The organism is Pseudactinotalea sp. Z1739, from assembly GCF_049725055.1.
Classification (GTDB): Bacteria; Actinomycetota; Actinomycetes; order Actinomycetales; family Beutenbergiaceae; genus CALKWS01.
This window is the reverse complement of sequence record NZ_JBMPQA010000001.1, coordinates 154,718-178,693: the sequence shown is the minus strand read 5'-3', so window position 1 is coordinate 178,693 and position 23,976 is coordinate 154,718. Positions and strand designations below refer to the sequence as shown.

General features: G+C 71.0%; 23 protein-coding genes and 1 riboswitch. Of the genes, 22 read left to right on the top strand and 1 reads right to left on the bottom strand.

The genetic code is table 11. From position 1 onward, the window contains the following. Window position 1 precedes the first annotated feature (1 nt). The 18 genes from ACO0LV_RS00860 (at window position 2) to ACO0LV_RS00775 (ending at window position 20,054) form a co-directional block, all read left to right on the top strand. Window positions 2–1,324: a dihydroorotase gene (locus tag ACO0LV_RS00860; RefSeq protein ID WP_424785968.1), complete on the top strand. Its 1,323-nt coding sequence runs from the start codon at window positions 2–4 to the stop codon at window positions 1,322–1,324. Beyond that, window positions 1,321–2,529 carry a glutamine-hydrolyzing carbamoyl-phosphate synthase small subunit gene (gene carA, locus ACO0LV_RS00855; RefSeq protein ID WP_424785967.1) on the top strand — a complete coding sequence of 403 codons (1,209 nt, stop codon included), beginning with the start codon at window positions 1,321–1,323 and terminating at the stop codon, window positions 2,527–2,529. The genes ACO0LV_RS00860 and carA overlap by 4 nt, the downstream gene beginning before the upstream one ends. Then, window positions 2,529–5,891, top strand: a complete 3,363-nt coding sequence (gene carB / locus ACO0LV_RS00850) for a carbamoyl-phosphate synthase large subunit (RefSeq protein WP_424785966.1) — start codon at window positions 2,529–2,531, stop codon at window positions 5,889–5,891. Before carA ends, carB begins: the two co-directional genes overlap by 1 nt. Next, window positions 5,888–6,781, top strand: a complete 894-nt coding sequence (gene pyrF, locus ACO0LV_RS00845; RefSeq protein ID WP_424785965.1) for an orotidine-5'-phosphate decarboxylase — start codon at window positions 5,888–5,890, stop codon at window positions 6,779–6,781. Before carB ends, pyrF begins: the two co-directional genes overlap by 4 nt. 112 nt (window positions 6,782–6,893) lie before the next feature. Next, the gene (gene mihF, locus ACO0LV_RS00840; RefSeq protein WP_424785964.1) at window positions 6,894–7,205 is read left to right on the top strand and encodes an integration host factor, actinobacterial type; all 312 of its coding nucleotides are present in this window, start codon (window positions 6,894–6,896) and stop codon (window positions 7,203–7,205) included. Next, a complete protein-coding gene (gmk, locus tag ACO0LV_RS00835; protein ID WP_424785963.1) occupies window positions 7,198–7,824 on the top strand; it encodes a guanylate kinase in 627 nt (208 codons plus the stop codon). The genes mihF and gmk overlap by 8 nt, the downstream gene beginning before the upstream one ends. Window positions 7,825–7,829: 5 nt before the next feature. Next, complete coding sequence (rpoZ, locus tag ACO0LV_RS00830; protein ID WP_424785962.1) at window positions 7,830–8,093, top strand: DNA-directed RNA polymerase subunit omega; 264 nt, start codon at window positions 7,830–7,832, stop codon at window positions 8,091–8,093. A gap of 7 nt (window positions 8,094–8,100) precedes the next feature. Further along, window positions 8,101–9,375, top strand: a complete 1,275-nt coding sequence (gene coaBC / locus ACO0LV_RS00825; protein ID WP_424785961.1) for a bifunctional phosphopantothenoylcysteine decarboxylase/phosphopantothenate--cysteine ligase CoaBC — start codon at window positions 8,101–8,103, stop codon at window positions 9,373–9,375. A gap of 101 nt (window positions 9,376–9,476) precedes the next feature. After that, the gene (metK, locus tag ACO0LV_RS00820; protein ID WP_424785960.1) at window positions 9,477–10,679 is read left to right on the top strand and encodes a methionine adenosyltransferase; all 1,203 of its coding nucleotides are present in this window, start codon (window positions 9,477–9,479) and stop codon (window positions 10,677–10,679) included. Between the two features lie 69 nt (window positions 10,680–10,748). After that, window positions 10,749–12,899, top strand: a complete 2,151-nt coding sequence (locus ACO0LV_RS00815) for a primosomal protein N' (RefSeq protein WP_424785959.1) — start codon at window positions 10,749–10,751, stop codon at window positions 12,897–12,899. A gap of 65 nt (window positions 12,900–12,964) precedes the next feature. Further along, entirely contained in the window at window positions 12,965–13,906 is a 942-nt protein-coding gene (fmt, locus tag ACO0LV_RS00810) for a methionyl-tRNA formyltransferase (RefSeq protein ID WP_424785958.1), read from the top strand. Next, entirely contained in the window at window positions 13,899–15,458 is a 1,560-nt protein-coding gene (locus tag ACO0LV_RS00805; RefSeq protein WP_424785957.1) for an RsmB/NOP family class I SAM-dependent RNA methyltransferase, read from the top strand. The genes fmt and ACO0LV_RS00805 overlap by 8 nt, the downstream gene beginning before the upstream one ends. 46 nt (window positions 15,459–15,504) lie before the next feature. Next, window positions 15,505–16,170: a ribulose-phosphate 3-epimerase gene (gene rpe / locus ACO0LV_RS00800; protein ID WP_424785956.1), complete on the top strand. Its 666-nt coding sequence runs from the start codon at window positions 15,505–15,507 to the stop codon at window positions 16,168–16,170. Window positions 16,171–16,239: 69 nt separating this feature from the next. Beyond that, a riboswitch (FMN riboswitch) is annotated at window positions 16,240–16,375 on the top strand. An 84-nt stretch (window positions 16,376–16,459) separates the two neighbouring features. Further along, a complete protein-coding gene (locus tag ACO0LV_RS00795; RefSeq protein ID WP_424785955.1) occupies window positions 16,460–17,233 on the top strand; it encodes an ABC transporter permease in 774 nt (257 codons plus the stop codon). An 8-nt stretch (window positions 17,234–17,241) separates the two neighbouring features. Next, window positions 17,242–18,330, top strand: a complete 1,089-nt coding sequence (locus ACO0LV_RS00790; protein WP_424785954.1) for an ABC transporter substrate-binding protein — start codon at window positions 17,242–17,244, stop codon at window positions 18,328–18,330. Window positions 18,331–18,350: 20 nt separating this feature from the next. Further along, window positions 18,351–18,614 (top strand): phosphoribosyl-ATP diphosphatase, encoded by a 264-nt coding sequence (locus tag ACO0LV_RS00785; protein ID WP_424785953.1) that lies wholly within the window; start codon window positions 18,351–18,353, stop codon window positions 18,612–18,614. A gap of 28 nt (window positions 18,615–18,642) precedes the next feature. After that, window positions 18,643–19,485, top strand: coding sequence for an ATP phosphoribosyltransferase (gene hisG, locus ACO0LV_RS00780; protein WP_424785952.1), 843 nt, complete (start codon window positions 18,643–18,645; stop codon window positions 19,483–19,485). A 98-nt stretch (window positions 19,486–19,583) separates the two neighbouring features. Continuing rightward, window positions 19,584–20,054: a PH domain-containing protein gene (locus ACO0LV_RS00775; protein WP_424785951.1), complete on the top strand. Its 471-nt coding sequence runs from the start codon at window positions 19,584–19,586 to the stop codon at window positions 20,052–20,054. Here the strand turns inward: ACO0LV_RS00775 and ACO0LV_RS00770 are convergent. Continuing rightward, complete coding sequence (locus tag ACO0LV_RS00770) at window positions 19,986–21,098, bottom strand: DUF3866 family protein (protein ID WP_424785950.1); 1,113 nt, start codon at window positions 21,096–21,098, stop codon at window positions 19,986–19,988. The genes ACO0LV_RS00775 and ACO0LV_RS00770 overlap by 69 nt on opposite strands. Before the next feature lie 125 nt (window positions 21,099–21,223). Here ACO0LV_RS00770 and ACO0LV_RS00765 point away from each other — a divergent pair, with 125 nt between their 5' ends. From ACO0LV_RS00765 to tatA, 4 genes are all read left to right on the top strand, one after another. Then, the gene (locus tag ACO0LV_RS00765) at window positions 21,224–22,201 is read left to right on the top strand and encodes a helix-turn-helix transcriptional regulator (protein WP_424785949.1); all 978 of its coding nucleotides are present in this window, start codon (window positions 21,224–21,226) and stop codon (window positions 22,199–22,201) included. Then, window positions 22,191–23,183 (top strand): helix-turn-helix transcriptional regulator, encoded by a 993-nt coding sequence (locus tag ACO0LV_RS00760; RefSeq protein WP_424785948.1) that lies wholly within the window; start codon window positions 22,191–22,193, stop codon window positions 23,181–23,183. The genes ACO0LV_RS00765 and ACO0LV_RS00760 overlap by 11 nt, the downstream gene beginning before the upstream one ends. 43 nt (window positions 23,184–23,226) lie before the next feature. After that, window positions 23,227–23,556, top strand: coding sequence for a hypothetical protein (locus ACO0LV_RS00755; protein WP_424785947.1), 330 nt, complete (start codon window positions 23,227–23,229; stop codon window positions 23,554–23,556). A gap of 149 nt (window positions 23,557–23,705) precedes the next feature. After that, a complete protein-coding gene (tatA, locus tag ACO0LV_RS00750; protein WP_424785946.1) occupies window positions 23,706–23,975 on the top strand; it encodes a Sec-independent protein translocase subunit TatA in 270 nt (89 codons plus the stop codon). The last annotated feature ends 1 nt before the right edge of the window (window position 23,976 follow it).

The window sequence follows — 23,976 nt, the reverse complement described above, 5'->3', positions numbered from 1 at the left end:
GATGCCGAACAATTACCTGGTGCGTGGTGCCGCGCTCTTGGGGGGTGAGCCCACGGATCTGTTCCTGACCGAGGGTGCCATCGCCGCCGTCGGCGCCGAGGCCGGAACGGCCGCCGACGGCAGCACGCAGGTCGTCGACGCTCATGGCCTGATCGCCCTGCCCGGGCTGGTGGACCTGCACACCCACCTTCGGGAGCCGGGCCGGGAGGACGCCGAGACGGTGGCCTCCGGGACCAGGGCCGCCGCGGCCGGAGGCTTCACCTGCGTGCACGCGATGGCCAACACCGATCCCGTGGCCGATACCGCCGGCGTGGTCGAGCAGGTGCTGCACCTGGGCGATGCGGCCGGCTGGGCGCAGGTACGTCCGGTGGGCGCGGTCACGGTCGGTCTGGCCGGGACACAACTGGCCGAACTCGGCGCGATGGCCGACTCGGCGGCTGCGGTGCGGGTCTTCTCCGACGACGGAAAGTGTGTGTCCGACCCGGTGCTGATGCGCCGGGCACTGGAGTACGTCAAAGCCTTCGACGGCGTGATCGCTCAGCACGCCCAGGAGCCCCGGCTCACCCAGGACGCGGTGATGCACGAGGGGCGGGTCTCGTCCCGGCTGGGCCTGACCGGCTGGCCGGCTGTCGCCGAGGAGGCGATCATCGCCCGCGACGTGCTGCTCGCCGAGCATGTCGGCTCGCGGGTGCACATCTGCCATCTGTCCACGGCCGGGTCGGTCGATATCGTGCGCTGGGCCAAGGCCCGCGGCATCGCGGTGAGCGCCGAGGTCACTCCGCACCACCTGCTGCTCACCGATGACCTGCTCACCGACTACGACCCTGCGTACAAGGTGAACCCGCCGCTCCGGACGGCCGAGGACGTCGCCGCGGTGCGCGCGGGCCTGGCGGACGGCACCATCGACATCGTCGCGACCGACCACGCGCCGCACACGGTGGAGGACAAGGACTGCGAGTTCGCCGCGGCCGCCTTCGGGATGACCGGCCTGGAAACGGCCGTGAGCGTGGTGGTCGAGGCGATGATCACCTCCGGCGAGCACGATTTCGGTTGGTCCGATATCGCCCGGGTACTCTCCAGCGCCCCGGCGCGGATCGGCGGGGTCACCGGGCAGGGCCAGGATCTGGTGGCCGGCGCTCCGGCGAACCTGACCCTGATCGACCCGGGCGCACGCACCGTGGTGGACCCGCTGACCCAGGCCACCGCCAGCCCGAACAGCCCCTATGCGGGACAGACCCTTCCCGCGGCGGTGGTGGCCACGTTCTTCCGCGGACGGCCCACCGTCCTGGACGGGCAGCCGCAGGATGACCGGAGGACCTCATGAGCAACCCGATCGACCCGGCCTACGGCGAGCGCGAGGCACTCCTGGTGCTGGAGGACGGCACCCTCGCCCGCGGGCGGGCTTACGGAGCCCGGGGCATCGCCCTGGGAGAGATCGTGTTCGCCACCGGGATGACGGGCTACCAGGAGACGCTCACCGACCCCTCGTACCACCGTCAGATCGTGATGATGACCGCCCCGCACGTGGGCAACACGGGCATGAACAGCGAGGACCCGGAGTCCCAGCGGATCTGGGTGAGCGGATTCGTGGTGCGCGACCCGGCCCCGCGGGCCTCCAGCTGGCGGGCCGACGCCGAACTCGAGGATGAACTGCGCGAGCAGGGTGTGGTGGCCATTGCCGAGATCGACACCCGGGCCATGACCCGGCACCTGCGCGAACTCGGCGTGATGCGCGCCGGTATCTTCTCCGGGCCCGACCTGCCCACCGTCCCCGGGGCCCAGGGTGTGGCCGCGCTCGTCGAGCGGGTCCGGGCCATCCGGCCGATGGCCGGGCAGAGCCTGTCCGAGGAGGTCAGCACCTCCCGGGCCTATACCGTGGAACCACCCGAAGGAACCCCGGTGCGCGGCACCGTGGTCGCGGTGGACCTGGGCATCAAGGCGATGACGGCGCAGCGACTGACCGAGCGGGGGCTGCGGGTGCACGTGGTGCCCGCGTCCACCACCCTCGACGAGATCCTGGAGCACCGCCCGGACGGGGTGTTCTTCTCCAACGGTCCCGGTGACCCTGCCGCTGCCGACGCGCAGGTGGACCTGCTCCGCGGTGTGCTGGAGGCCGGCATCGGCTTCTTCGGCATCTGCTTCGGCAACCAGTTGCTGGGCCGCGCCCTGGGCTATGACACCTTCAAGCTCGACTACGGGCACCGTGGACTGAACCAACCGGTCCGGGATGTCCTGACCGGGAAGGTGGAGATCACCACCCATAATCACGGCTTCGCCGTCGACGTTCCGGTGGGTGAGCCCTCGGACTCCCCGTATGACGGCGGCCGCTACGGCCGGGTCCGGGTCTCGCACGTCTCCCTGACCGACGGTGTGGTCGAGGGCCTGCAGTGCCTGGACATTCCCGCCTTCTCCGTGCAGTACCACCCCGAGGCCGCCGCCGGACCGCACGAGGCGGCCTACCTGTTCGACCGGTTCGTGGCGATGATCGCCCCCGAGACGGCGGCCATGTCCGCCGGTGAGGACACCTGATGCCCCGTCGCACCGACATCTCCAGCGTGCTGGTGATCGGCTCCGGGCCGATCGTGATCGGCCAGGCCGCCGAATTCGACTACTCCGGGACCCAGGCCTGCCGGGTACTGCGCGAGGAGGGCCTGCGCGTGATCCTGGTCAACTCCAACCCGGCCACGATCATGACCGATCCCGAGTTCGCCGACGCGACCTACGTCGAACCGATCACCCCCGAGGTGGTCGCCTCCATCATCGCCAAGGAGCGGCCGGACGCGGTACTGCCCACACTGGGCGGACAGACCGCGCTCAACACCGCGATCGCCCTGGACGAGGCCGGGGTGCTGGCGGAGTACGGCGTGGAGATGATCGGGGTCAATACCGCCTCGATCCACCTGGCCGAGGACCGGGAGGCGTTCAAGGAGGTGGTGGCGCGCTGTGGTGCCGAGAGCGCCAGGTCCACCATCGTGCACACCCTGGAGGAGGCTGTCGCGGCGGTTGAGGACCTGGGCTACCCGGTCGTCGTGCGCCCCTCCTTCACGATGGGCGGGCTCGGCTCGGGCATCGCCTTCGACGAGGAGCAGTTGCGCCAGATCGCCGGCACGGGCCTGCACTACTCGCCCACCACTGAGGTGCTCCTGGAGGAGTCGATCCTGGGGTGGAAGGAATACGAGCTCGAACTGATGCGCGACTCCGCGGACAACGTGGTCGTGGTCTGCTCGATCGAGAACGTCGACCCGGTGGGGGTGCACACCGGTGACTCGGTGACCGTGGCGCCGGCGATGACGCTGACCGACCGGGAGTACCAGAAACTGCGGGACGTGGGCATCGCGGTGATCCGCGAGGTCGGTGTGGACACCGGCGGCTGCAACATCCAGTTCGCCGTGCACCCGCGCACCGGCCGGGTCGTGGTGATCGAGATGAACCCGCGGGTGTCGCGCTCCTCCGCGCTGGCCTCCAAGGCCACCGGTTTCCCGATCGCCAAGATCGCCGCGAAACTGGCCACCGGGTACACCCTGGACGAGATCCCGAACGACATCACCTCACCCGGAGGAGCGCTGCCGCCGGGGTCGGCACGGGAAGGCAGACCCCCGAGCACGACCGCGGCGTTCGAACCCACGCTGGACTACGTGGCTGTCAAGGTGCCCCGGTTCGCCTTCGAGAAGTTCCCCGCCGCCGACCCGCTGCTGACCACCACCATGAAGTCGGTGGGGGAGGCGATGGCGCTGGGACGCAACTTCACCGAGGCCCTGCAGAAGGGGTTGCGTTCGATCGATGCCCCGGAGATCGCCTTCGACTACTCCGGTCCCGCACCGGAGGCGGACGCCACGGCCGAGTTGCTCGAGGCGATGTCCACCCCGACCCCGGACCGCCTGATGCAGGTGCAGCAGGCGCTGCGCGGAGGCGCCACCGTGGAAGCGATCGTCGAGGCTACCGCGATCGACCCGTGGTTCCTGGACCAGCTGGTCCTGCTGCAGGAGGTGGCCGAGGAGCTCGCCGGGTCCCAGCGCCTGGACCGTGACGTGCTCGCCCGAGCCAAACGGCACGGGTTCTCCGACGTCCAGATCGGCGCGATCCGCGGCCTGAGTGCCGCGACGGTGCGGGAGTTGCGCAACGCCTTCGACCTGCACCCGGTGTACAAGACGGTGGACACCTGTGCGGCGGAGTTCGCGGCGCGCACTCCCTACCACTACTCGACCTACGAGTCCGAGACCGAGGTGGTCCCGCGGGACCGTCCCGCCGTGCTGATCCTGGGATCGGGACCGAACCGGATCGGGCAGGGGATCGAGTTCGACTACTCCTGCGTGCACGCCGCACTCGCGCTGCAAGAGCAGTACGAGACGGTGATGATCAACTGCAACCCCGAGACCGTCTCCACCGACTACGACACCGCGGACCGGCTCTACTTCGAGCCCCTCACTCTCGAGGACGTGCTGGAGGTCTATCGCGCCGAGTGCGCGGTGGGCGAGGTTGCCGGGGTGATCGTCCAACTCGGTGGGCAGACCCCGTTGTCGTTGGCGGCGGACCTGGAGGCCGCCGGCCTACCGATCTGGGGCACCCCTCCGGCTGCGATCGACGCCGCCGAGGACCGCGGCCAGTTCGGCCAGGTGTTGGTCTCGGCCGGCCTGCCCGCGCCCGCGTTCGGGACCGCGATCTCCCTCAACCAGGCCAGGGAGGTGGCCGACCGGATCGGCTACCCGGTGCTGGTGCGGCCCTCCTACGTGCTGGGGGGACGCGGCATGGAGATCGTCTACGACGAGGCGCAGCTCGGGGACTACCTCTCCCGCGCCACCGGTGTGCACGGGGAGCACGCTGAATACGCCGCGCTGCCGGCCCCGGTCCTGGTGGACCGGTTCCTGGACCAGGCCATCGAGGTCGACGTCGACGCCATCTACGACGGCGAGGAGTTGTTCCTGGGCGGGGTGATGGAGCACATCGAGGAGGCCGGGATCCATTCCGGAGACTCGTCCTGCGTGCTCCCCCCGATCACGCTCTCGGACTCGATGGTGCAACGGATCCGCACCTCCACCGAGGCCATCGCGGCCGGGGTCGGGGTACGGGGGCTGTTGAACATCCAGTTCGCCCTGTCCGCGGACGTGCTCTACGTGCTGGAGGCCAACCCGCGTGCCTCCAGGACCGTTCCGTTCGTGTCCAAGGCCACCGGCGTTCCACTCGCCAAGGCCGCGGCACTGGTGATGTCGGGCACCACGATCGCGCAGTTGCGCGCCGACGGCCTGTTGCCCCAACAGGACGCGGCGGCCACCGGTGTGCATGCACCGATCGCGGTGAAGGAGGCGGTGTTACCGTTCAAGCGGTTCCGCACCGCCCAGGGCAGGGTGGTCGACACCGTGCTCGGGCCGGAGATGCGCTCCACCGGTGAGGTGATGGGCTTCGACGTGGACTTCCCGTTGGCCTTCGCCAAGTCCCAGTCGGCCGCCTTCGGTGGGCTGCCGGAGAGCGGCACCGTGTTCGTCTCCGTGGCGGACCGGGACAAGCGCTCCCTGGTGCTGCCGGTCAGCCGGCTGGTCGAACTCGGCTTCACGATCCTGGCCACCAGCGGCACCGCCAGCGTGCTGCTGCGCAACGGGATCCCGTGCACCGTGGTGCGCAAGGCCTCCGACGGCCCGGGCCCGGGCGGTGAGGGCACCATCGTGGACCTGATCAACGCCGGCGGCGTGGACATGGTGGTGAACACACCCGGCTCCCGGCGAGCCCGCGCCGACGGGTATGACATCCGTGCCGCGACCACCGCGGCGGATAAGGCCATCGTCACCACCACCCAGCAACTCAGCGCCGCCGTCCAGGGCATCGAGGCCCGCCGGCGCGGCCCGTATGAGGTGCGGTCCCTGCAGGCCTACGCCCAAGTCGACCGGGTCGGGCCGTGAGCGCGGACTCCGCCGCGGCGCCGGCTCCGGGAAGCACCGGGTTCGGCAGCAGGCTGGCCGCGGCGATGGACGCGCGCGGTCCCCTGTGCGTGGGGATCGACCCGCACCCGCAACTGCTGGCGCACTGGGGCCTGGACAACGGAACGAGCGGCGTGCGTGAGTTCTCCCTGCGCGCCCTGGAGGCGGTCGGCCCGCACGTGGCCGCCGTGAAACCGCAGGCGGCCTTCTTCGAACGGCTCGGCAGCGCGGGCCCGGCCCTGCTGGCCGAGGTGGTGCAGGCGGCTCGCTCGGCCGGGGTGCTGTGCATCGTCGATGCCAAGCGCGGTGACATCGGCTCCACCATGGCGGCCTACGCGCAGGCCTTCCTCGGCGACGACTCGGATCTGGCCGGCGATGCAGTGACCCTCTCCCCGTTCCTGGGCTATGACTCCCTGGCACCTGCACTGGACCTGGCCGGCCGCACCGGCCGTGGGGTGTTCGTGCTCGCCCTGACCTCCAACCCCGCCGGTGCGACCATCCAGCACGCCCGCGCCGAGGACGGACGCACCGTGGCTGCCACGATCGCCGCCCACGCCGCTCGCAGCAACGCCACCGAGGTGGCCGCCGGTGCCCCCCTGGGCAGCGTCGGACTCGTGGTCGGAGCCACCGTGGCGAACGCTCCGGAGATCACCGGAACCGACCTGGCCGCCGTGCGGGGCCCGTTGCTCGCCCCGGGGCTGGGCGCCCAGGGCGCCAGCGCCGCCGAACTGCCCGGCACCTTCGCAGACGCGATCCCGGCGGTGCTGGCCACCGCCTCCCGCAGTGTGCTCGGTGCCGGACCCGACCCGGCCGCGATGGCCCGGACTGCTCGTGCCCTGGCCGGGGAACTGGCCGAGGTCACCGGTCGCTGATGCCGGCAGACCCAGCGACCGCCGCCGCGGGCATGCGCGGTTCGATTGAACTGCCTACCCGCAGTGGGCTAGGTTGCAACTCATCCCATTCGTCGAATCGAGGTCGAGCACCGTGGCCCTACCGCCGTTGACACCCGAACAACGAAGCGTGGCGCTGGAGAAGGCAAAAGCCGCACGTGCCGCGCGCGCCGAGGTGAAGAACCGCCTGAAGTACTCCGGAGCCACCCTCTCGGAAATCCTGGAGGAGGGACGCAGCGTCGACGCCGTCGGAAAGTTGAAGGTCCTCGCCCTGCTGGAGTCCCTGCCCGGAGTCGGCAAGGTGACCGCACGCTCGGTGATGGGTGAGATCGGCATCTCCGAGTCCCGCCGGGTACGTGGACTCGGTCCGCACCAACGTGCCAAACTGGTTGAGAAGTTTGGCTGAGCACGACCTACCCGCCACCACCCACTCCCGCCTGACCGTCCTGGCCGGCCCTACCGCGGTGGGGAAGGGCACCATCTCAGCCGATGTGCGTCGCCGCTATCCCCGCGTCTGGCTCTCGACCTCGGTCACCACCCGCCCGCCCCGGCCCGGAGAGGTCGAGGGCGTGCACTACCACTTCGTCAGCCCCGAGCGCTTCACCCAGATGCAACAGCAGGGGGAGTTGCTGGAGTGGGCGGTGGTGCACGGCCGGAACTCCTACGGAACCCCGCTGGCGCCCCTGCAGGAGCGGCTGCGGGCCGGGGAGCCTGCGCTGCTGGAGATCGACCTGCAGGGTGCCCGCCAGGTGCGGATGCGCATGCCCGATGCCCGGTTCGTCTTCCTCGCCCCGCCCAGTTGGGCCGAACTCGTGCGCCGTCTCACCGGACGGGGCACCGAGGACGCCGAGGAGCGCGAGCGCCGTCTCGCCACCGCGAGGGTGGAGATGGCCGCGGTGGATGAGTTCGACCACATCATCGTCAACGACGATGTGGCCCGCGCCACCGATGAGTTGGTTTCCCTCATGACCGACGGGTACGATGGGTCGTTGGACCAACTATCGACGTCGCGTGAGGATCACTGAACACCATGCCAGGAACTGTCGCTGCACCCGAGGGCATCACCGACCCACCCATCGACGAACTGCTCGAGGCTGCTGACTCCAAGTACGCCTTGGTCATCTACGCGGCCAAGCGTGCCCGGCAGATCAACTCCTACTACGCCCAGCTCAACGAGGGGCTGCTGGAGTACGTGGGTCCGCTGGTGGAGACCGAGCTCCAGGAGAAGCCGCTCTCGATCGCGATGCGGGAGATCAACGAGGGCCTGCTCACGGTCGAACCCAACAAGGTCTGAGTCCCTCGTGCGCATCATCCTCGGTGTCTCCGGGGGGATCGCCGCGTACAAGGCAGTCCTCGCGCTGCGCCTCCTCACCGAGGCCGGCCACCAGGTGCGGGTCATCCCGACCGAGGCCGCACTGGCGTTCGTGGGGAGGCCCACCTGGGAGGCACTGTCGCACCAGCCGGTGACGACATCGGTCTTCGACGGCGCGGACACCGTCGACCACGTGCGGCTGGGTCGGGAAGCCGACCTGGTGATCGTGGCACCGGCGACGGCGGACCTGCTCGCCCGGGCCGCCACCGGGCGTGCCGATGACCTGCTCACCGCGACCTTGCTGACCGTGCACTGCCCGGTGCTGATCGCCCCAGCCATGCACACCGAGATGTGGCACCACCCCGCCACCCGGGACAACGTGGCCACCCTGCGCCGCCACGGCGCGCATGTGCTGGACCCGGACAGCGGGCGCCTCACCGGTGCCGACACCGGCCCCGGGCGCCTGCCCGAACCCGCCGACATCGTGGCCGCGGCCCTTGCCCTGGTGCACCGGGACGAAACCCCCGGCGCCGCCGATCCACAGGCCGTGGCGCCGTCGGCGCCCCTGGCCGGGTGCACCGTGGCGATCAGCGCGGGCGGCACCCGCGAGCCCCTGGACCCGGTCCGCTTCCTGGGAAACCGGTCATCGGGCCGGCAGGGCCTGGCCCTGGCACGGCTCGCCGCGGACCGGGGTGCCACCGTTCACCTGGCTGCGGCGAATGTCGAGGCCGCCCTGCTGGCGGACCTGCCACCGCAGGTCCGGATCGAGCAGGTGGAGACCACCGCGGAGCTCCAGGCGGCGATGACCACCGCCGCAGCGAACGCCCACGCGGTCATCATGGCCGCCGCCGTGGCCGACTTCCGGCCGGCCAGCACCGTCGAGGCCAAGATCAAGACCCACGACGCCGAGGGTAACCGGCGGCAGACCCCGGCGATCGAGTTGGTCGCCAATCCGGACATCCTTGCTGCCCTGGTGACCTCCCGGCCGCCCGGGCAGGTCGTGGTCGGCTTCGCCGCGGAGACCGGCGCCGATTCCGCCGAGGTGCTGGAGCACGGCCGCGCAAAGGCACGCCGCAAAGGGGCGGACTTGCTCGCCGTCAACCGGGTGGGTGCGGGCGCCGGATTCGGGGATGTCCCGAACGAGGTGGTCATCCTGGACTCCGACGGCGGCGAGATCGGCCGCGCCGGGGGCACCAAGACCGAGGTGGCGGCCGGAATCCTGGACGCGATCGCCGCCCGCCTGGGCTCTGCCGCGCACTCCTGAGCCAACGTCGCCAACGGCATGGGCTGGAAGGGATTGCCCGGAACGCGGGCGTGCCCCGGTCCCGACGGGCTCGTGTGGGCGCGAACCACTAGGCTCGCGTCGTGAGTATTCGACTGTTTACCTCCGAGTCCGTCACCGAGGGGCATCCGGACAAGATCTGCGACCTGATCTCCGACTCCATCCTGGACGCCATGTTGAAGCAGGACCCGGCCTCCCGGGTCGCCGTGGAGACGATGGTCACCACGGGGCTGGTGCACGTAGCCGGTGAGGTCACCACCGACTCCTACGTGGAGATCCCGCAACTGGTTCGTGATGTCATCACCGAGATCGGCTACACCTCTTCCGACATCGGCTTCGACGGTCGCTCGTGCGGCGTGTCGATCTCCATCGACCAGCAGTCCGCCGAGATCGCCGCCGGGGTGGAGACCTCCCTGGAGACGCGCCAGGGCACCGCTGTCGACGACCAGGACCTGCAGGGCGCGGGGGACCAGGGCCTGATGTTCGGTTACGCCTGCTCCGACACCCCCGAGTTGATGCCGCTGCCGATCCTGATGTCGCATCGGATCACCCAGCGTCTGGCCGAGGTCCGCAAGCAGGGCATCGCAGCCGGCCTGCGACCCGATGCCAAGACACAGGTCACCATCGGCTACGAGGGCGAACGCCCGGTGACGGTGGACACCGTGGTGCTGTCCACGCAGCACGAGGCGCACCTGGACCCCGAACGCGACCTGCCGCCGCTGCTGCGCGAACACGTGATCGACCACGTGCTGGGCGGGTTCGCCGCGGGCATGGACCTGGACGTCTCCGACGTCACCACGCTGATCAATCCCTCCGGTGCGTTCGTGCTGGGCGGGCCGATGGGCGATGCCGGGCTGACCGGCCGCAAGATCATCGTCGACACCTACGGCGGGATGGCCCGGCACGGAGGCGGGGCGTTCTCCGGAAAGGATCCCTCCAAAGTTGACCGTTCGGCCTCCTACGCGATGCGCTGGGTGGCCAAGAACGTGGTTGCAGCCGGTCTGGCCAGCCGTTGTGAGGTCCAGGTCTCCTACGCGATCGGTCGGGCCCACCCGGTGGCGGTGTACGTCGAGACGTTCGGGACCGAGACCGTTCCGGCGCAGTCGATCCAGAACGCCATCACCGAGGTGTTCGACCTACGTCCGCTGGCGATCATCGACCACCTCGACCTGATCCGGCCAATCTACGCCGCCACCAGCAACTACGGCCACTTCGGTCGGGAGGTACCCGAGTTCACCTGGGAGCGCACCGACAAGGTGGCGGACCTGCGAGCAGCCGCCGGCTGAGCACCGCCGCACCCGGACCGGCACCGCGGCGGGTTTCCCGCTGTGGGCGCTTCATGGTGGGATCGGAACATGAGCACCCACCAACCCGCCCTGCTTCAGGTGGATGCTCCCGGCCCCGAATCCGACACTGGGCCCGGGCTCGTGGCCCAGGTGCTGGTGGTGACCCCGCTGGCGCACCTGGACCGGCCCTTCGACTACGCCGTGCCACCGGAGATGTCGGCTGCAGTGCGTCCCGGGGTCCGGGTCAAGGTCCGGTTCGCCGGTACCGAACGCGATGGCTTCGTCATCTCCCTCGGCCCACCGGCCGCTGCCGGGCGCGCCCTGTCGCCGCTACGGCGGGTGGTCTCGGACCTGCCGGTGCTGACCGAGGAGGTGTTGGCCCTGTGCCGGGCGGTGGCCCGGCGGTACGCCGGCACCGTCACCGACGTGCTGCGCCTGGCCGTCCCGCCCCGGCACGCCGGCGCCGAGAAGGCGGCCCTGCAGCGCATCCTCGCCGCGAGCGGGCAGGGCCAATCGGACGCCGACGACGACGTCCCCGCCCAGCAGGCCACGTCCGGTGGCGACGGGGCCGGCCCGGGCTCGACCCGGGAGGTCCGCTGGCCCACGGTCACGGCAGTCGCCGATGAGCAGGCGTGGTCGCCGTATCCCGGGGGTTCTGCGTTCCTGCGCCGGCTGGCGGCGGGGGAGTCGCCCCGCGCGGTCTGGGCGGCGCTTCCGCGCGCCATCCAGGGAGCCCACTGGGCCGAGGCGATCAGCCACGCCGTGCTGGCCACCTGCACCTCCGGGCGATCCGCCGTCGTGGTGCTGCCGGACACCACGGACGTGCACACCCTTGGCGCCGCCCTGACCCGCGCCGGCATGGCGCACGAGGTCCTCGCCGCCGATCAGGGCCGCTCGGCCCGGTACCGCCGGTTCGTCCTCGCCCTGACCGGACAGGTGCAGGTGGTGATCGGGACCCGGTCGGCCGCGTTCGCGCCGGTGCCTGACCTGGGCCTGGTGGTGTGTTGGGACGACGGTGACGACTCCCTCGCGGAGATGCGCGCCCCGTACCCGCACGCCCGCACGGTGCTGGTCCAGCGTGCCACCGGTGCCGGCGCCGGTGCGCTGATCGGGGGGTACGTCCGCACGCCGGCGGCCCAGTTGCTGGTGCAGCAGGGCTGGGCCCGGTCACTGCACGCCGACCGGACCACCGTGCGTGCCGCGGCACCCCGGGTACAGGCGCCCGGCGAGGTGGAACTGGAAGCGGAGGGCCCGGCCGGGCGGGCTCGCATCCCCGGGGTGGCGTGGCGGTTGCTACGGAGCGGCTTGCAGTCCGGCCCGGTTCTGGTGCAGGTGCCGCGCAGGGGGTACGTGCCCGCGATCTCGTGCGCGGGCTGTCGCACCCCGGCCCGGTGCCGGGCGTGTCACGGCCGGCTGCGCCTACCGGCCCGGGGCGCCATACCCGGGTGCGGGTGGTGCGGGCGAATCGCGACCGGCTGGCGGTGCGCTGAGTGCGGGCGCGCCGAACTGCGGTCCGCCCGCGTGGGTAGCGACCGAACAGCGGAGGAACTGGGCCGCGCCTTTCCCGGTGTGCCGGTGCTCGTCTCCGGCCGGGACGGGGGAGTGGTGCCCGGTGTCGATGACCGGCCCCGGCTGGTGGTGGCCACCCCCGGAGCCGAGCCGGTGGCCGAGGGCGGCTACTACGCCGCCGCGCTGCTCGATGCGGCGGTGACCACCGAACGTCCCGAACTGGACGCCGGGGTGGAGGCACTGCGGCGGTGGTTGCGGGCGGCGGCGCTGGTGCGATCGGCCGCGGACGGGGGCGGGGTGATCCTGCTCGGTCACGGTGCCCCGGTGCCGTCTCAGGCCCTGGTGCGGTGGGACCCCATCGGGCTGGCGCAGCGCGAACTCGATGAGCGGGCCGAACTGGGCTTCCCCCCGCAGGCCCACATGGCCGCGCTGTCCGGCCCGGCTTCCGCGGTGCGCCCCTTCCTGCGTGCCCTCCAACTGCCCCCCGGTGCGGAGGTGCTCGGGCCGGTCGACCTGCCCGGCGACCCGCACGCCGAGGGCCCCGGCTCCGGGCCGCAGGGGGAGGAGACGATGGTGCGCGCCCTGGTGCGCGGGCCCCTGGGCCAGCGCGAGCCGATCAACATCGCACTGCTGCACACCCAGGCCCACCGCAGTGCGCGCAAGGAGCCGGGTACCGTCCGCGTCCAGGTGGACCCGGTGCAATTGTGGTGAGGGCCAGCACCTAGACTCGGGAGGCCGCCACCGGGTGCGGTCGTGGACGAGGAGAGGCGAGATCGATGCGCGTGCTGTTCTGCGGGACTCCCGCCGTGGCGGTGCCGACGCTGCGTGCCCTGCTGGACAGCGACCACGACGTGGTCGGCGTCCTGACCCGCCCTCCCGCGCCGGTGGGGCGGCGACGCCGGTTGACCCCCAGCCCGGTACACCAGGCAGCATCGGAGCACGGTCTACCGGTCGTCACCACCGACCGGCCCCACGACGAGGATGAACTCGCACAGGTCACCGCCCTGGAACCCCAGGTCAGTGCCGTGGTCGCCTACGGCGCGCTCCTGCGCGAGCCCGCCCTGTCCGCGCTGCCCCACGGATGGATCAACCTGCACTTCTCCCTGCTGCCGGCCTGGCGCGGTGCTGCTCCCGTCCAGCACGCGATCCGGGCCGGGGACACCCGGACCGGAGTGAGCACCTTCCGGATCGAGGCCGGGCTGGACACCGGCCCGGTGTATCTCACCCAGGACCACCCGATCCGCCCCTGGGACACGGCGGGAGACCTGCTGACCGAACTGGCCGATGTGGGTGCGCCGGTGCTGGTGCGCACCCTGGATGAGATCGAAGCCGGCACCATTTCGCCGGTTCCGCAGGCGGAGACCGGGGTCAGTCACGCCCCACGACTCAGTGCCGCCGACGGTCACGTCAACTGGTGCGCGCCGGCACAGGTGGTGGACCGGCAGATCCGGGCCACCACACCGGCACCCGGGGCCTGGACGACCTATGAGGGCCGCCGGATGAAGATCGGGCCGGTCCGTCCCGATGCGGAGGCCGCTGCCCTGGCGCCCGGGGTGCTCGAGGCCGGCGCGCAGGCCGTGCTGGTGGGCACCGGCTCCACCCCGGTGCGCCTGACCGATCTGGCGCCGGCCGGTAAGGGATGGATGGATGCCACCGACTGGGCCCGCGGAGCCAGGTTGCCCAGCGACGCCCGGTTCGAGGGGACCGATGATGACTGAGGAGCACCGCGGGCGCAGGGGCGCCGGCCGGCCCGGGTCCCGGAGAGGGCCGGACGGCGCGCGAGGTGGACCCAGGCGTGCGGACCGGCGGCAGACCTCGGGCCGGCCCAGCCGCGGGGGCACGTCCGGTACGCCCGGGGCCCGCACGGGCAGCAGGAGCCCGCGCGCCCAGGCTTCACCCGCACGTGTGGTGGCACTGGAGGTGCTCACCGCGGTCGCCGAGTCCGACGCCTACGCCAACCTGGTGCTGCCACCGTTACTACGCGAACGCGGGATCAGCGGGCGTGATGCGGCGTTCGCCACCGAACTCACCTACGGCACCTTGCGACTGCAGGGCCGTTATGACGCCATCATCGGCCTGGTCTCGGACCGGGCGGCCAGGGACCTGGACCCGGCGGTGGCCCGGGTGCTGCGGCTGGGCGCCCATCAGATCCTGGCCATGCGCGTGCCCGACCACGCCGCCGTCTCGGAGTCCGTCGCCCTGGCACGCGGCACCATCGGGGCCGGCCCGGGCAACTTCGTCAACGCGATCCTGCGCCGGATCAGCGAACATGCACTGGAGCACTGGCTCACACAACTGCCCAGCCCGGTCACCGACACCGGACTGGACGTGGACGCCGCCGCCATGGTCCACTCCCACCCGGCCTGGGTGGTCCGGGCAATCCGGGCCGCACTGGGACCGGAGGCCGGCGCGGACCAGGTCGAGGCGGCGCTGGCGGCCAACAACACCGCGCCCGCGGTTTCGTTGTGCCTGCGTCCCGGCCTGGCCGTTCCCGGGGACCTGCCCGCCGACACCGCCACACCGGGCCGGTGGGCGCCGACGACGCAGATGCTGACCTCCGGGGACCCCGGCGCCTTGGCCGCCGTGCGCGCCGGCACCGTCGGCGTACAGGACGAGGGGAGCCAACTGGTCACCCTGGCTCTGGCCGACACCGATCTGGAAGGCACCGACTCCACCTGGCTGGACCTGTGCGCCGGCCCGGGCGGAAAATCCGCACTCCTGGGCGCCCTGCTCGCCGAACGCGCGCCCGAAGGCGTGCTCACCGCGAACGAACTGGCCCCGCACCGGGCGGCGCTGGTGGCCGACTCGGTGCGGGCGGTGCGAGGCGTACTGCCGGGACTGGAGGTGCGCACCGGTGATGGTCGCGACGTGGGCACCGCCGAGCCCGGTCGGTACGACCGCGTCCTGGTCGATGCGCCGTGCACCGGCCTGGGGGCGCTGCGCCGTCGGCCCGAATCCCGGTGGCGTCGCACCCTGCAGGACCTGGCCGCACTGACCACCCTGCAGCGGGAACTGCTCACCTCGGCCCTGCGCGCCGTCCGTCCCGGGGGAGTGGTGGCCTACGTCACCTGCTCCCCGCACATGGCCGAGACCAGTGTGGTGGTCACCGACGTGCTGCGAGACTTCCCCGGCGCCACGCTGCTGGACGCCGCTGCCGCGCTCGGCCGGGTCTCGGTCACCCCGCCCGATGACATCACCGGGCCGATGGCGCAACTGTGGCCGCACCGGCACGGCACCGACGCGATGTTCCTGGCACTGATCCGGCGGTGACGGCCGCGGCCATGAGGTGCCGGTCGAGGAAGTAGGCTGGCGAGCCATGGCGATCCTCATCTCACCGAGTGTGCTGAACGCGGACCTGTCCCGGCTCACCGAGGAGGTCGAACGGATCAGCGACGCCGACTTCGTGCATCTGGACGTCATGGACAGCCACTTCGTCCCGAACCTGACGTTCGGGTTACCGGTGGTACGGGCACTGTTGGAGCACGTCTCCACCCCGGCCGATGTTCATCTGATGATTGAGGACCCGGACACCTGGGCGCCGCAGTTCGCCGAGGCGGGTGCGGCCTCGGTCACCTTCCATGCCGAGGCGTCCGTCGCCCCGATCCGGCTGGCCCGACGGCTGCGTGAAGCAGGTGCGCGCGCCGGGATCGCGCTGAAACCCGACACCCCGGTGGAGCCCTACCTGGACCTGCTCGGCGAGTTCGACATGGTCCTGGTGATGACGGTGGAACCGGGGTTCGGCGGCCAGCCGTTCCTGACCTCGATGCTGCCGAAGATCACCCGGGCCCGACGCGCGATCGAGCAAGCCGGCCTGGACGTGTGGGTGCAGGTGGACGGCGGGGTCTCCCGGGACACGATCGCCCAGGCCGCCGGCGCCGGTGCGAACATGTTCGTCGCCGGATCCGCGGTGTACCGGGCCGCGGACCCGAACGCGGAAATCGCCGCCCTGCGCGACCTCGCCACCGCCGCCTACCCGGCCTGACGGGCCTCCCGGGGAAAGGGCCGTGCGGGCACGACCGGACCCGGATGTGGCACAATAAGGTCAGCAAGAGACGTGCTCCGGGGTCGGTGAAAGTCCGAACCGGCGGTGATAGTCCGCGACCCGGCCGACGCATTCGTGCGGCGGGCGGTTGACCTGGTGGAATTCCGGGACCGACGGTGAAAGTCCGGATGGGAGGATGCACGCGGCGCCGATACGTATCGGCGCCGGCCGAGGTTGCGCCGCGCAACCCAGGCGGACCCCGGGTCACGCCTGGGAAGGAGAGGCCGCCGTGGCCCGCAGCACCGTCACCTTGGTGGCGCCCCGAGCAGGACCCGCGCTGAGCGTCCTGGCCCCGGTGGTGGCCGGCATCTCGGTGCTGCTGGGCTGGGAACTCCTCGCGTGGTCGTTGGACTCCCGTTCCCTGCCAGCGCCCAGCGCCCTGGGCCCGCGGCTGCTCACCGAGTGGCGTGAGGGTGGCCTGGCCGGATACGCCACCACCACCATGGCCGAGGCACTGCTGGGGTGTCTCATCGGGTTCATGGTCGCGGTGCCGCTGGGTTACCTGATCGCCCGCTCGGCGGCTGTCTCCGCCGCCCTGGGACCCTACGTGGCCGCGACCCAGGCGATCCCCGCCGTGGCGCTGGCGCCGTTGCTGGTGCTGTGGATCGGGTACGGCCTGGTGCCGATCGCGCTGTTATGTGCCCTGCTGGTCTTCTTCCCGATCCTGATCAACACGACCCTCGGCCTGACCACGCTGGACCCCGATGTCATCGATGCGGCCCGGGTGGACGGAGCCGGCCGGGGCCGGTTGCTCTGGCACATCGAGGCACCGCTGGCGCTGCCGTCCCTGCTCGCCGGGGTACGTAACGGCTTCGTCCTGTCCGTCACCGGCGCTGTGGTCGGGGAGTTCGTGATGGGCGGTCAGGGCCTGGGGATGCTGCTCACGGTTTACCGGGACCGGCAGGACACCGCCGGCCTGTTCGCCGTCCTCATCGCTCTGTCCGTGTTGGCGATGACCTTCTTCTTCGCGATCCGCTACCTGGAACGACGACTGCGTTGGTAAGGAGAACCATGAACGCACCCGCCTCCCTCCGCCGCTCCCGCCCCCGCATCCGCGGCCACCGGGGCCGACGGCGTACCACCCGCGCCCGGGGGACGATCGCTGCGGCCGCACTCGCCGTCGCCGTGCTGGCCGGCTGCGCCGGACAGTCCGGGCCGGGGGACGAGGAGGGAGCCGGCGCCGGGCAGCAACCCGACGCCGCGGAGTCGACCGAGGTGACCATCGGCCTGACCTACATCCCCGACGTGCAGTTCGCGCCGTTCTACCTGGCGCAGGACGCCGGATACTTCGAGGCCGAGGGTCTGGAGGTGGACCTGCGCCACCACGGCGCATCGGAGTCGCTGTTCGGCGCTCTGGAAGCGGGGGAGGAGGACGTGGTGATCGCCGGGAACGATGAGATCCTGCAGGCGGTCAGCCACGGCACCGACGTGGTGTCGCTGGCCACCATCTACCAGGACTACCCCGTGCAGATCTTCGTGCCGGCCGACTCCGAACTGACCGAGGTCGCTGATCTGGCCGGGCGCAACCTCGGGGTTCCCGGGCCCTTCGGACAGAGTTGGTTCGGCCTCCTGGGCTACCTGGACCGCGCCGGTCTGAGCGAGGATGAGGTGAACATCGAGCACGTGGGTTTCACCTTGTTCAACGCGCTGTCCGAGGGTCACGTGGACGCCGTGGTCGGCTTCGTCACCGCCGACGCCGCTGCCTTCGCCACCGCCGACTTCCCGGTGCGCACGATCGCTGATCCCGACGTGCTCCCTCTGGTGAGCGTCGGACTGGGTGCCTCGCAGGAGTGGCTCAACGACCACTCCGAGGCCGTACCCGGTCTGATCCGGGCTGTGGAACGAGCGGTGGATGACATTCGCGCCGATCCGCAGGTCGCCGTGGACGCTGCCAGCGCGCAGATCCCCGGGACCATGACCGACCAGGATGAGGCATCGGCGCTGCTCACCGCGGAGGCGATGGTCGAGCTCTACGGCACCGGAGAGTTCGGCGCGCAGGACCCGGAGGCGTGGGAGGAGATGGCCGAGTTCATGGACCAGGTGGGACTGCTCGACGAGCCCGTCCCAGCAGATGAGGCTTACACCACGCAGTGGCGCTGAGCGCAGTAGGCTGGGCTTCCGTGAAGACGTTCGAGGAGCTGTTCGATCAACTGCAGCAACGTGCTACCGACCGCCCGGCAGGTTCGGGCACGGTGGCGGCCCTGGATGCCGGTGTGCATTCGATCGGGAAGAAGGTCATCGAAGAGGCTGCCGAGGCCTGGATGGCGGCCGAGCACGAGAGTGCCGAACGCACCGCGGAGGAGATCTCCCAGTTGCTCTACCACCTTCAGGTGCTGATGCTCGCCCGCGGGCTGACCCTGTCCGACATCTACCGCCATCTGTGACCACCCGGCGCTGACCAAGGAGAGACGCGTGCTGCGAATCGCCGTCCCGAACAAGGGATCTCTCGCCGAGCCCGCCAGCCACATGCTGCGTGAGGCCGGCTACCGCCAGCGTCGCGACGGACGCGAACTGGTGCTGCCCGACCCAGACAACAACGTGGAGTTCTACTTCCTCCGGCCCCGCGACATCGCGGTCTACGTAGGGGCCGGAACCGTGGACGCGGGCATCACGGGCCGGGACCTGCTGCTGGACTCCGGGGTGGACGCGGTGGAACATCGTGCGCTGGGCTTCGCCGGCTCCACGTTCCGGTTCGCCGCCCCGGCCGACCAGATCGCAACCGTGGCCGACCTCGCCGGTAAGCGCGTCGCCACCTCCTACGCAACCCTGGTCGATGACCACCTGAGAGCCCGGGGCATCGAGGCCGAGGTGGTCCGGCTGGACGGGGCGATCGAGTCGACGGTGCGCCTCGGGGTGGCCGATGCGGTGGCCGATGTGGTCGAGACCGGGGCCACGCTCCGAGCCGCGGGACTGGAGGTCTTCGGCGAGCCGATCCTGCAGTCCGAGGCGGTTCTGATCCGCCCGGCCGGGCCGGAGGCTCCCGGGCTGGTGGTCCTGGATCGCCGCGTGCACGGGGTGCAGGTGGCCCAGCGGTACGTCCTGATGGACTATGACTGCCCGGTCAGCGTGGTCGAGCGTGCGGTCTCGGTGACACCCGGTTTCGAATCACCCACCGTTTCGCCGCTGCACGACAAGGGGTGGGTGGCGGTCCGGGCGATGGTGGAGCGGGACCGCACCAACCAGATCATGGATCAGCTCTACGACGTGGGCGCCCGGGCCATCATCGTGACCTCCATCCACGCCAGCAGGATCTAGCGGCGCCACCCCGCCCGGGCTGCGCACGAGCAGGTGGCCGCTGCGGATGCGTCCCAGCAGCCACGGATGCACGATGGAGCAGGAGGTCTCACCGCACCATGTCCCGCCAGGACGATCCGTACCGGCCCTTCCGGCCCCGCGCCACGCGCGTGATCATCCCCATCCTGTTGGTGGCCTGCATCGCCGGATCCGCAGCAATCATCGTGCGTCTGGTGCAGTTCTCCGGTGACTACTCCGCCCAGATCCTCTCGGTCGTCCTGGTGCTGGCCCTGGTGGTGAGTTTCCTGCTCCGGGTGCTGGCGATCCGCGCCGTCCCCGACACCGAGGGGCTGCGGGTGTACAACATCGTGCTGCGCCACCACCTGCCCTGGCAGCGGATCGTCTCGGTGCACTTCGGGGACCGGTCCTGGGTCCAACTGGACATCGCTGACGGCACCACGTTGTCGGTGATGGCGGTCCAGCGCGCCGATGGGACCTACGCCCGCCAGGAGGCCGCCCGGTTATCGGCCCTGGTCACCGCCGCTGAGGGTGTGGGCGAGGACCCCGGCCACCGCCGCGGTCAGGAATGAGGCCGGGTCCTGGTCCAACCCACGTCCCATGGTGGACAGCGGTACCGGGCTCTGCGCCAGCGCCTCGGTGAGCCCGTCGGTGCCGACCGGACACAGGCGGTGCCCCGCCGCGGTCAGCGCACCGGACTGCTCCTGGATTCGATCGGCCACCTCGGCCAACGCGGCCGGCAGTACCGGAACCGGGATTTCCACCGGACGCAGCGCCACCTTGGTCAGCGCGGTCAGGGAGTGGTGCGAGATGCCGTAGTGACGGGTGCGCCGGTCGGCGCCGGAGACCCGTAATACCGCCACCGGGGCACCACCGAGAGCCGCGGCGGCGTTCAGGGCCTCGCCCACGGCCACCCCGGAGAAGCCCCAGGCGGTCCCGGTACCCACGTTCCCGGGGCCCTGGGCCACGACCACCAGGTCTGCGCCCAGCACGTACCGGGCCACCAGGAGGCCGGTATGGACGTTCACCGCTTCGTGGTCTCCGCCGAAGGCCTGCCCCACCGAGATGGTCCCGATCAGCCAGTCTGCCTCGCGCAAACCTGCCACGGCGCGGGAGAACCACACCGGCAGCGCGGCGTCGTCGGTCATCAGATAGGCGACCCTGGGCCTGGCTGCACCGGCCTGTCCGGCCGCCCACCGGGCGCCGGCCAGCACCGCCGGGAGCGCCGAGTGCAGGTCTGCCACCACCACCGGCAGACCGTCCAGGTCAGCCGCGTCGGCCAATTGGGAATGGAACGGGGACTCCTGCTCATCGGCCGCCAGCACCATGGTCTGCAGCGGGGTGTAGCGGGACTTGATGATGTGGCCGGGTCCGGGCGGTGGATCCGGGGGCAACCGATCCGGGAGCGCCACCACGAAGGCGTATCCGCCGGTACCCAGGCCGCGGGCCAGGGCGGTGGTGTTCAGCAGCACCCGGTCGCCCGGGCGCGGATGTCCCACCAGATCGGGATAGGCGAGGGCGCGTATCGTCTCATCGCCCACGCTCACCTGCATCTCGATCGACCCGGTCCAGGCCCGACCGAGTTCGGTCACCACACCCTCGCGCCACGTGATCACCTGGGCAACCTACCCGCTTCCCGGCGCTCCCGGGCTGCGATGACCGGCGGAGCGGCGCCTCACGGCCCCGGTCTCGAGCCAGGGCTGCGGTCTGCCACCAGGAGGTTCGGCATTAGCCTGGGGGTATGAGTGCACGCCTGGACGCCGCCGAACGGCTGCTGGCGCTGGTGATTGCGCTGTCCCACACCACCCACCGGATGACGAAGGGGCAGATCCGTGCGGGCGTGGCCGGGTACGCCGATGCCCGCTCGGATGAGTCGTTCGAGCGCATGTTCGAGCGGGACAAGGACACCCTGCGCAGCCTGGGCGTGCCCCTGGTCACGCTGACGGACCCGACCCACGAGGATGATGTCGGCTATCGCATCGACACCACCGCCTACGCACTGCCGGCGGTCGACTTCACCCCGGCGGAAGTGGGGGTGCTCTCGCTCGCGGCCCGGGTGTGGCAGGACTCGCGACTATCGGCCCAGGCCCAGCGCGGCCTGACGAAACTGCGGGCCACCAGCGCCAGCGCCCAGGCACTGGAGCCCGCCCTGGCGCTCCGGGTACGGGGCCCCGATGCTGCCTTCGACGAACTTCTGGAGGCGATCATGGCCCGCCAGGCCGTGCAGTTCGACTACCGGGCGGCCAACACCGGGACCGTGGCCCGGCGCACCGTGGAACCGTGGCGGCTGTTCGCCAAGGACCGGGGTTGGTACCTGGTCGGATTCGACCGGGACCGGGACGCCCAGCGCCGTTTCCGGCTCTCCCGTATTGCCGGGCGCGTGCACCGGGAAGGGCCGGCCGGTGTCGTCGTCATCCCCGGCCCGGAGGCTGGTGGGGACCAGACCCCGCGCACCCGGGTCCGGGTGGCGGTACTGCCCGAGCGGGCCGCGGCGCTGCGGGTCAGGGCCACCGCCCCCGCGCAGCCGGACCCGGAGGGGAGTCGTGAGGTGCTGGAGGTCGACGCTGCCGACCCCGAACTGATCGCGGAGGAGCTCGCCGGGTACGGCGAGGCCGTGGTGGTGCTGGATCCGCCGCAGGTGCGCGAGGCGGTGTTGCGACGGCTCCGGGCGATCGCGCACGTCCACCCCGGCCAGGACGGAGGACCCCGTGCGGGCTGAGAACTCCGCGGATCGGGTGGTGCGCCTGCTGGCTCTGGTGAGCTATCTGGACGATCACCCCGGGGTGAGGGTGGCCCAGGTCGCCGAGCACTTCGGCGTCAGCGAGGCCCAGGTGCTCAAGGATGTGGACACGTTGTGGGTCTCCGGTACTCCGGGGTATCAGCACAACGACCTGATCGACTTCGCCGCCGATGATCATGAGCGCAACATCCTCACCCTGATCGAGCCCCAGGGGATGGAGACCCCGTTGCGACTCGGCGCCGTCGAGGCGGTGTCGCTGCTGGTGGCGTTGCGCTCCCTGGCCGAGACCGCGGGGGCGGGGGAGCAGGAGGTGGTCGCCTCGGCGCTGGAGAAGCTCACCGCCGCTGCCGGGAGTGCCGCGCACGCGGCCAGGTCTATCGATGTAGGCACGGGTCGGTCCGGAACCGACGGCATCGATGATCGGCTGGACCAGGTGCGTACCGCGATCGAACAGGGCCGCCAGCTTCACCTGCGATATGTCTCGGCTGCCGACGTGGTCTCGCATCGCACGGTGGACCCCTTGCGCTTGCTGACCGACTCACAGCGCTACTTCCTGCACGCGTGGTGCCACCGCGCACAGGACCTGCGCCAGTTCCGGGTGGACCGCATCCTGGACCTGGAGGTCCTGGAGGCATCGGCTGCCGACCACTCCGACCTGCACACCGCCGACACACCCGATCCGGAACTGGCCAGCGCGCGCTGGCGGGTCCGCCTGGAACTGGCGTCCCGGGCCCGGTGGGTTGCCGAACAGTTCGAGGTGGCCGGGGTGACCGAACTCGGCGAGGGCCGCTTCGCCGTACAGATCGATGTGGTGGACCCGTCCTGGTTGCGCAACCTGGTACTTTCCCTCGGCCCCGACGTCTTGGCGGTGAGCCCGCCCGAGGTCGCCGCGGAACTGTCCGACTTCGCTCGCCAGGCGCTGAAAGCCTACGACGAGGACGCGGCAGCCACCGGTCAGTAACTGGGGGACCCGCGCGAGGCCGGGGGCACCTAGACTGCGGGGTATGTGGTTCGCGATCTGGACGGTGCTCATCCTGGGCGCGCTGGCCTTCCTCGCCTACCTGGGATGGCGGTTGTGGCGGGGCTCGATCCAGCCGCTACTGGTCGAGTTCGGCCGGGCCGCAGAGGTCACCGGTCGCCTGGCGGAGCAGGTGGCGCAGTTGCAGCGGGCCCACCCGGACCCGGTGTTCACCCCGGACGTGTTCGTCGATGCCGCCCAGCGCGAGGGATTCGCGCGGCTGCGCCATGAGGTCAGGCAGATCCGGCGAGATCGCAAGGCCGAGCGCAGAGCCCGCACCTACGCCCGATGGCGGGAACTGGGTCAGCCGTTCTGAGGCCGGCGTTGCCGGTGCGGTCCGGGTAGGGGCGGAGCCGGGGTGTTCACGACGTGTTCGTTCAGCGACACTGACGGCACCGGTCAACGGGGGATACACTCGGCAGGTAGACTGGGTGGAAATACGCCTCGTCGTGGAGGGATCTTTTTATGTTGCGCAATCCGGCCTTCTGGGTCGTCCTGTTCCTGGTCATCGTGCTGCTCTTCGGGGCGAACAAGCTCCCAGCCCTGGCTGGCAGCGTGGGCAAGTCGCTGAAGATCTTCAAGAAGGAGGTCAACGAACTCCAGGAAGATGGTGAGGCCAAGTCCGAGCAAGACTCCGGTACCGCCACCATCTCCTACGACCAGCCCACGGCGAGCACGCACCAGCCACCGCAGGCGACCCGGCACACCAGTTCACCCGCTGAGCCTCCGAAGTAGG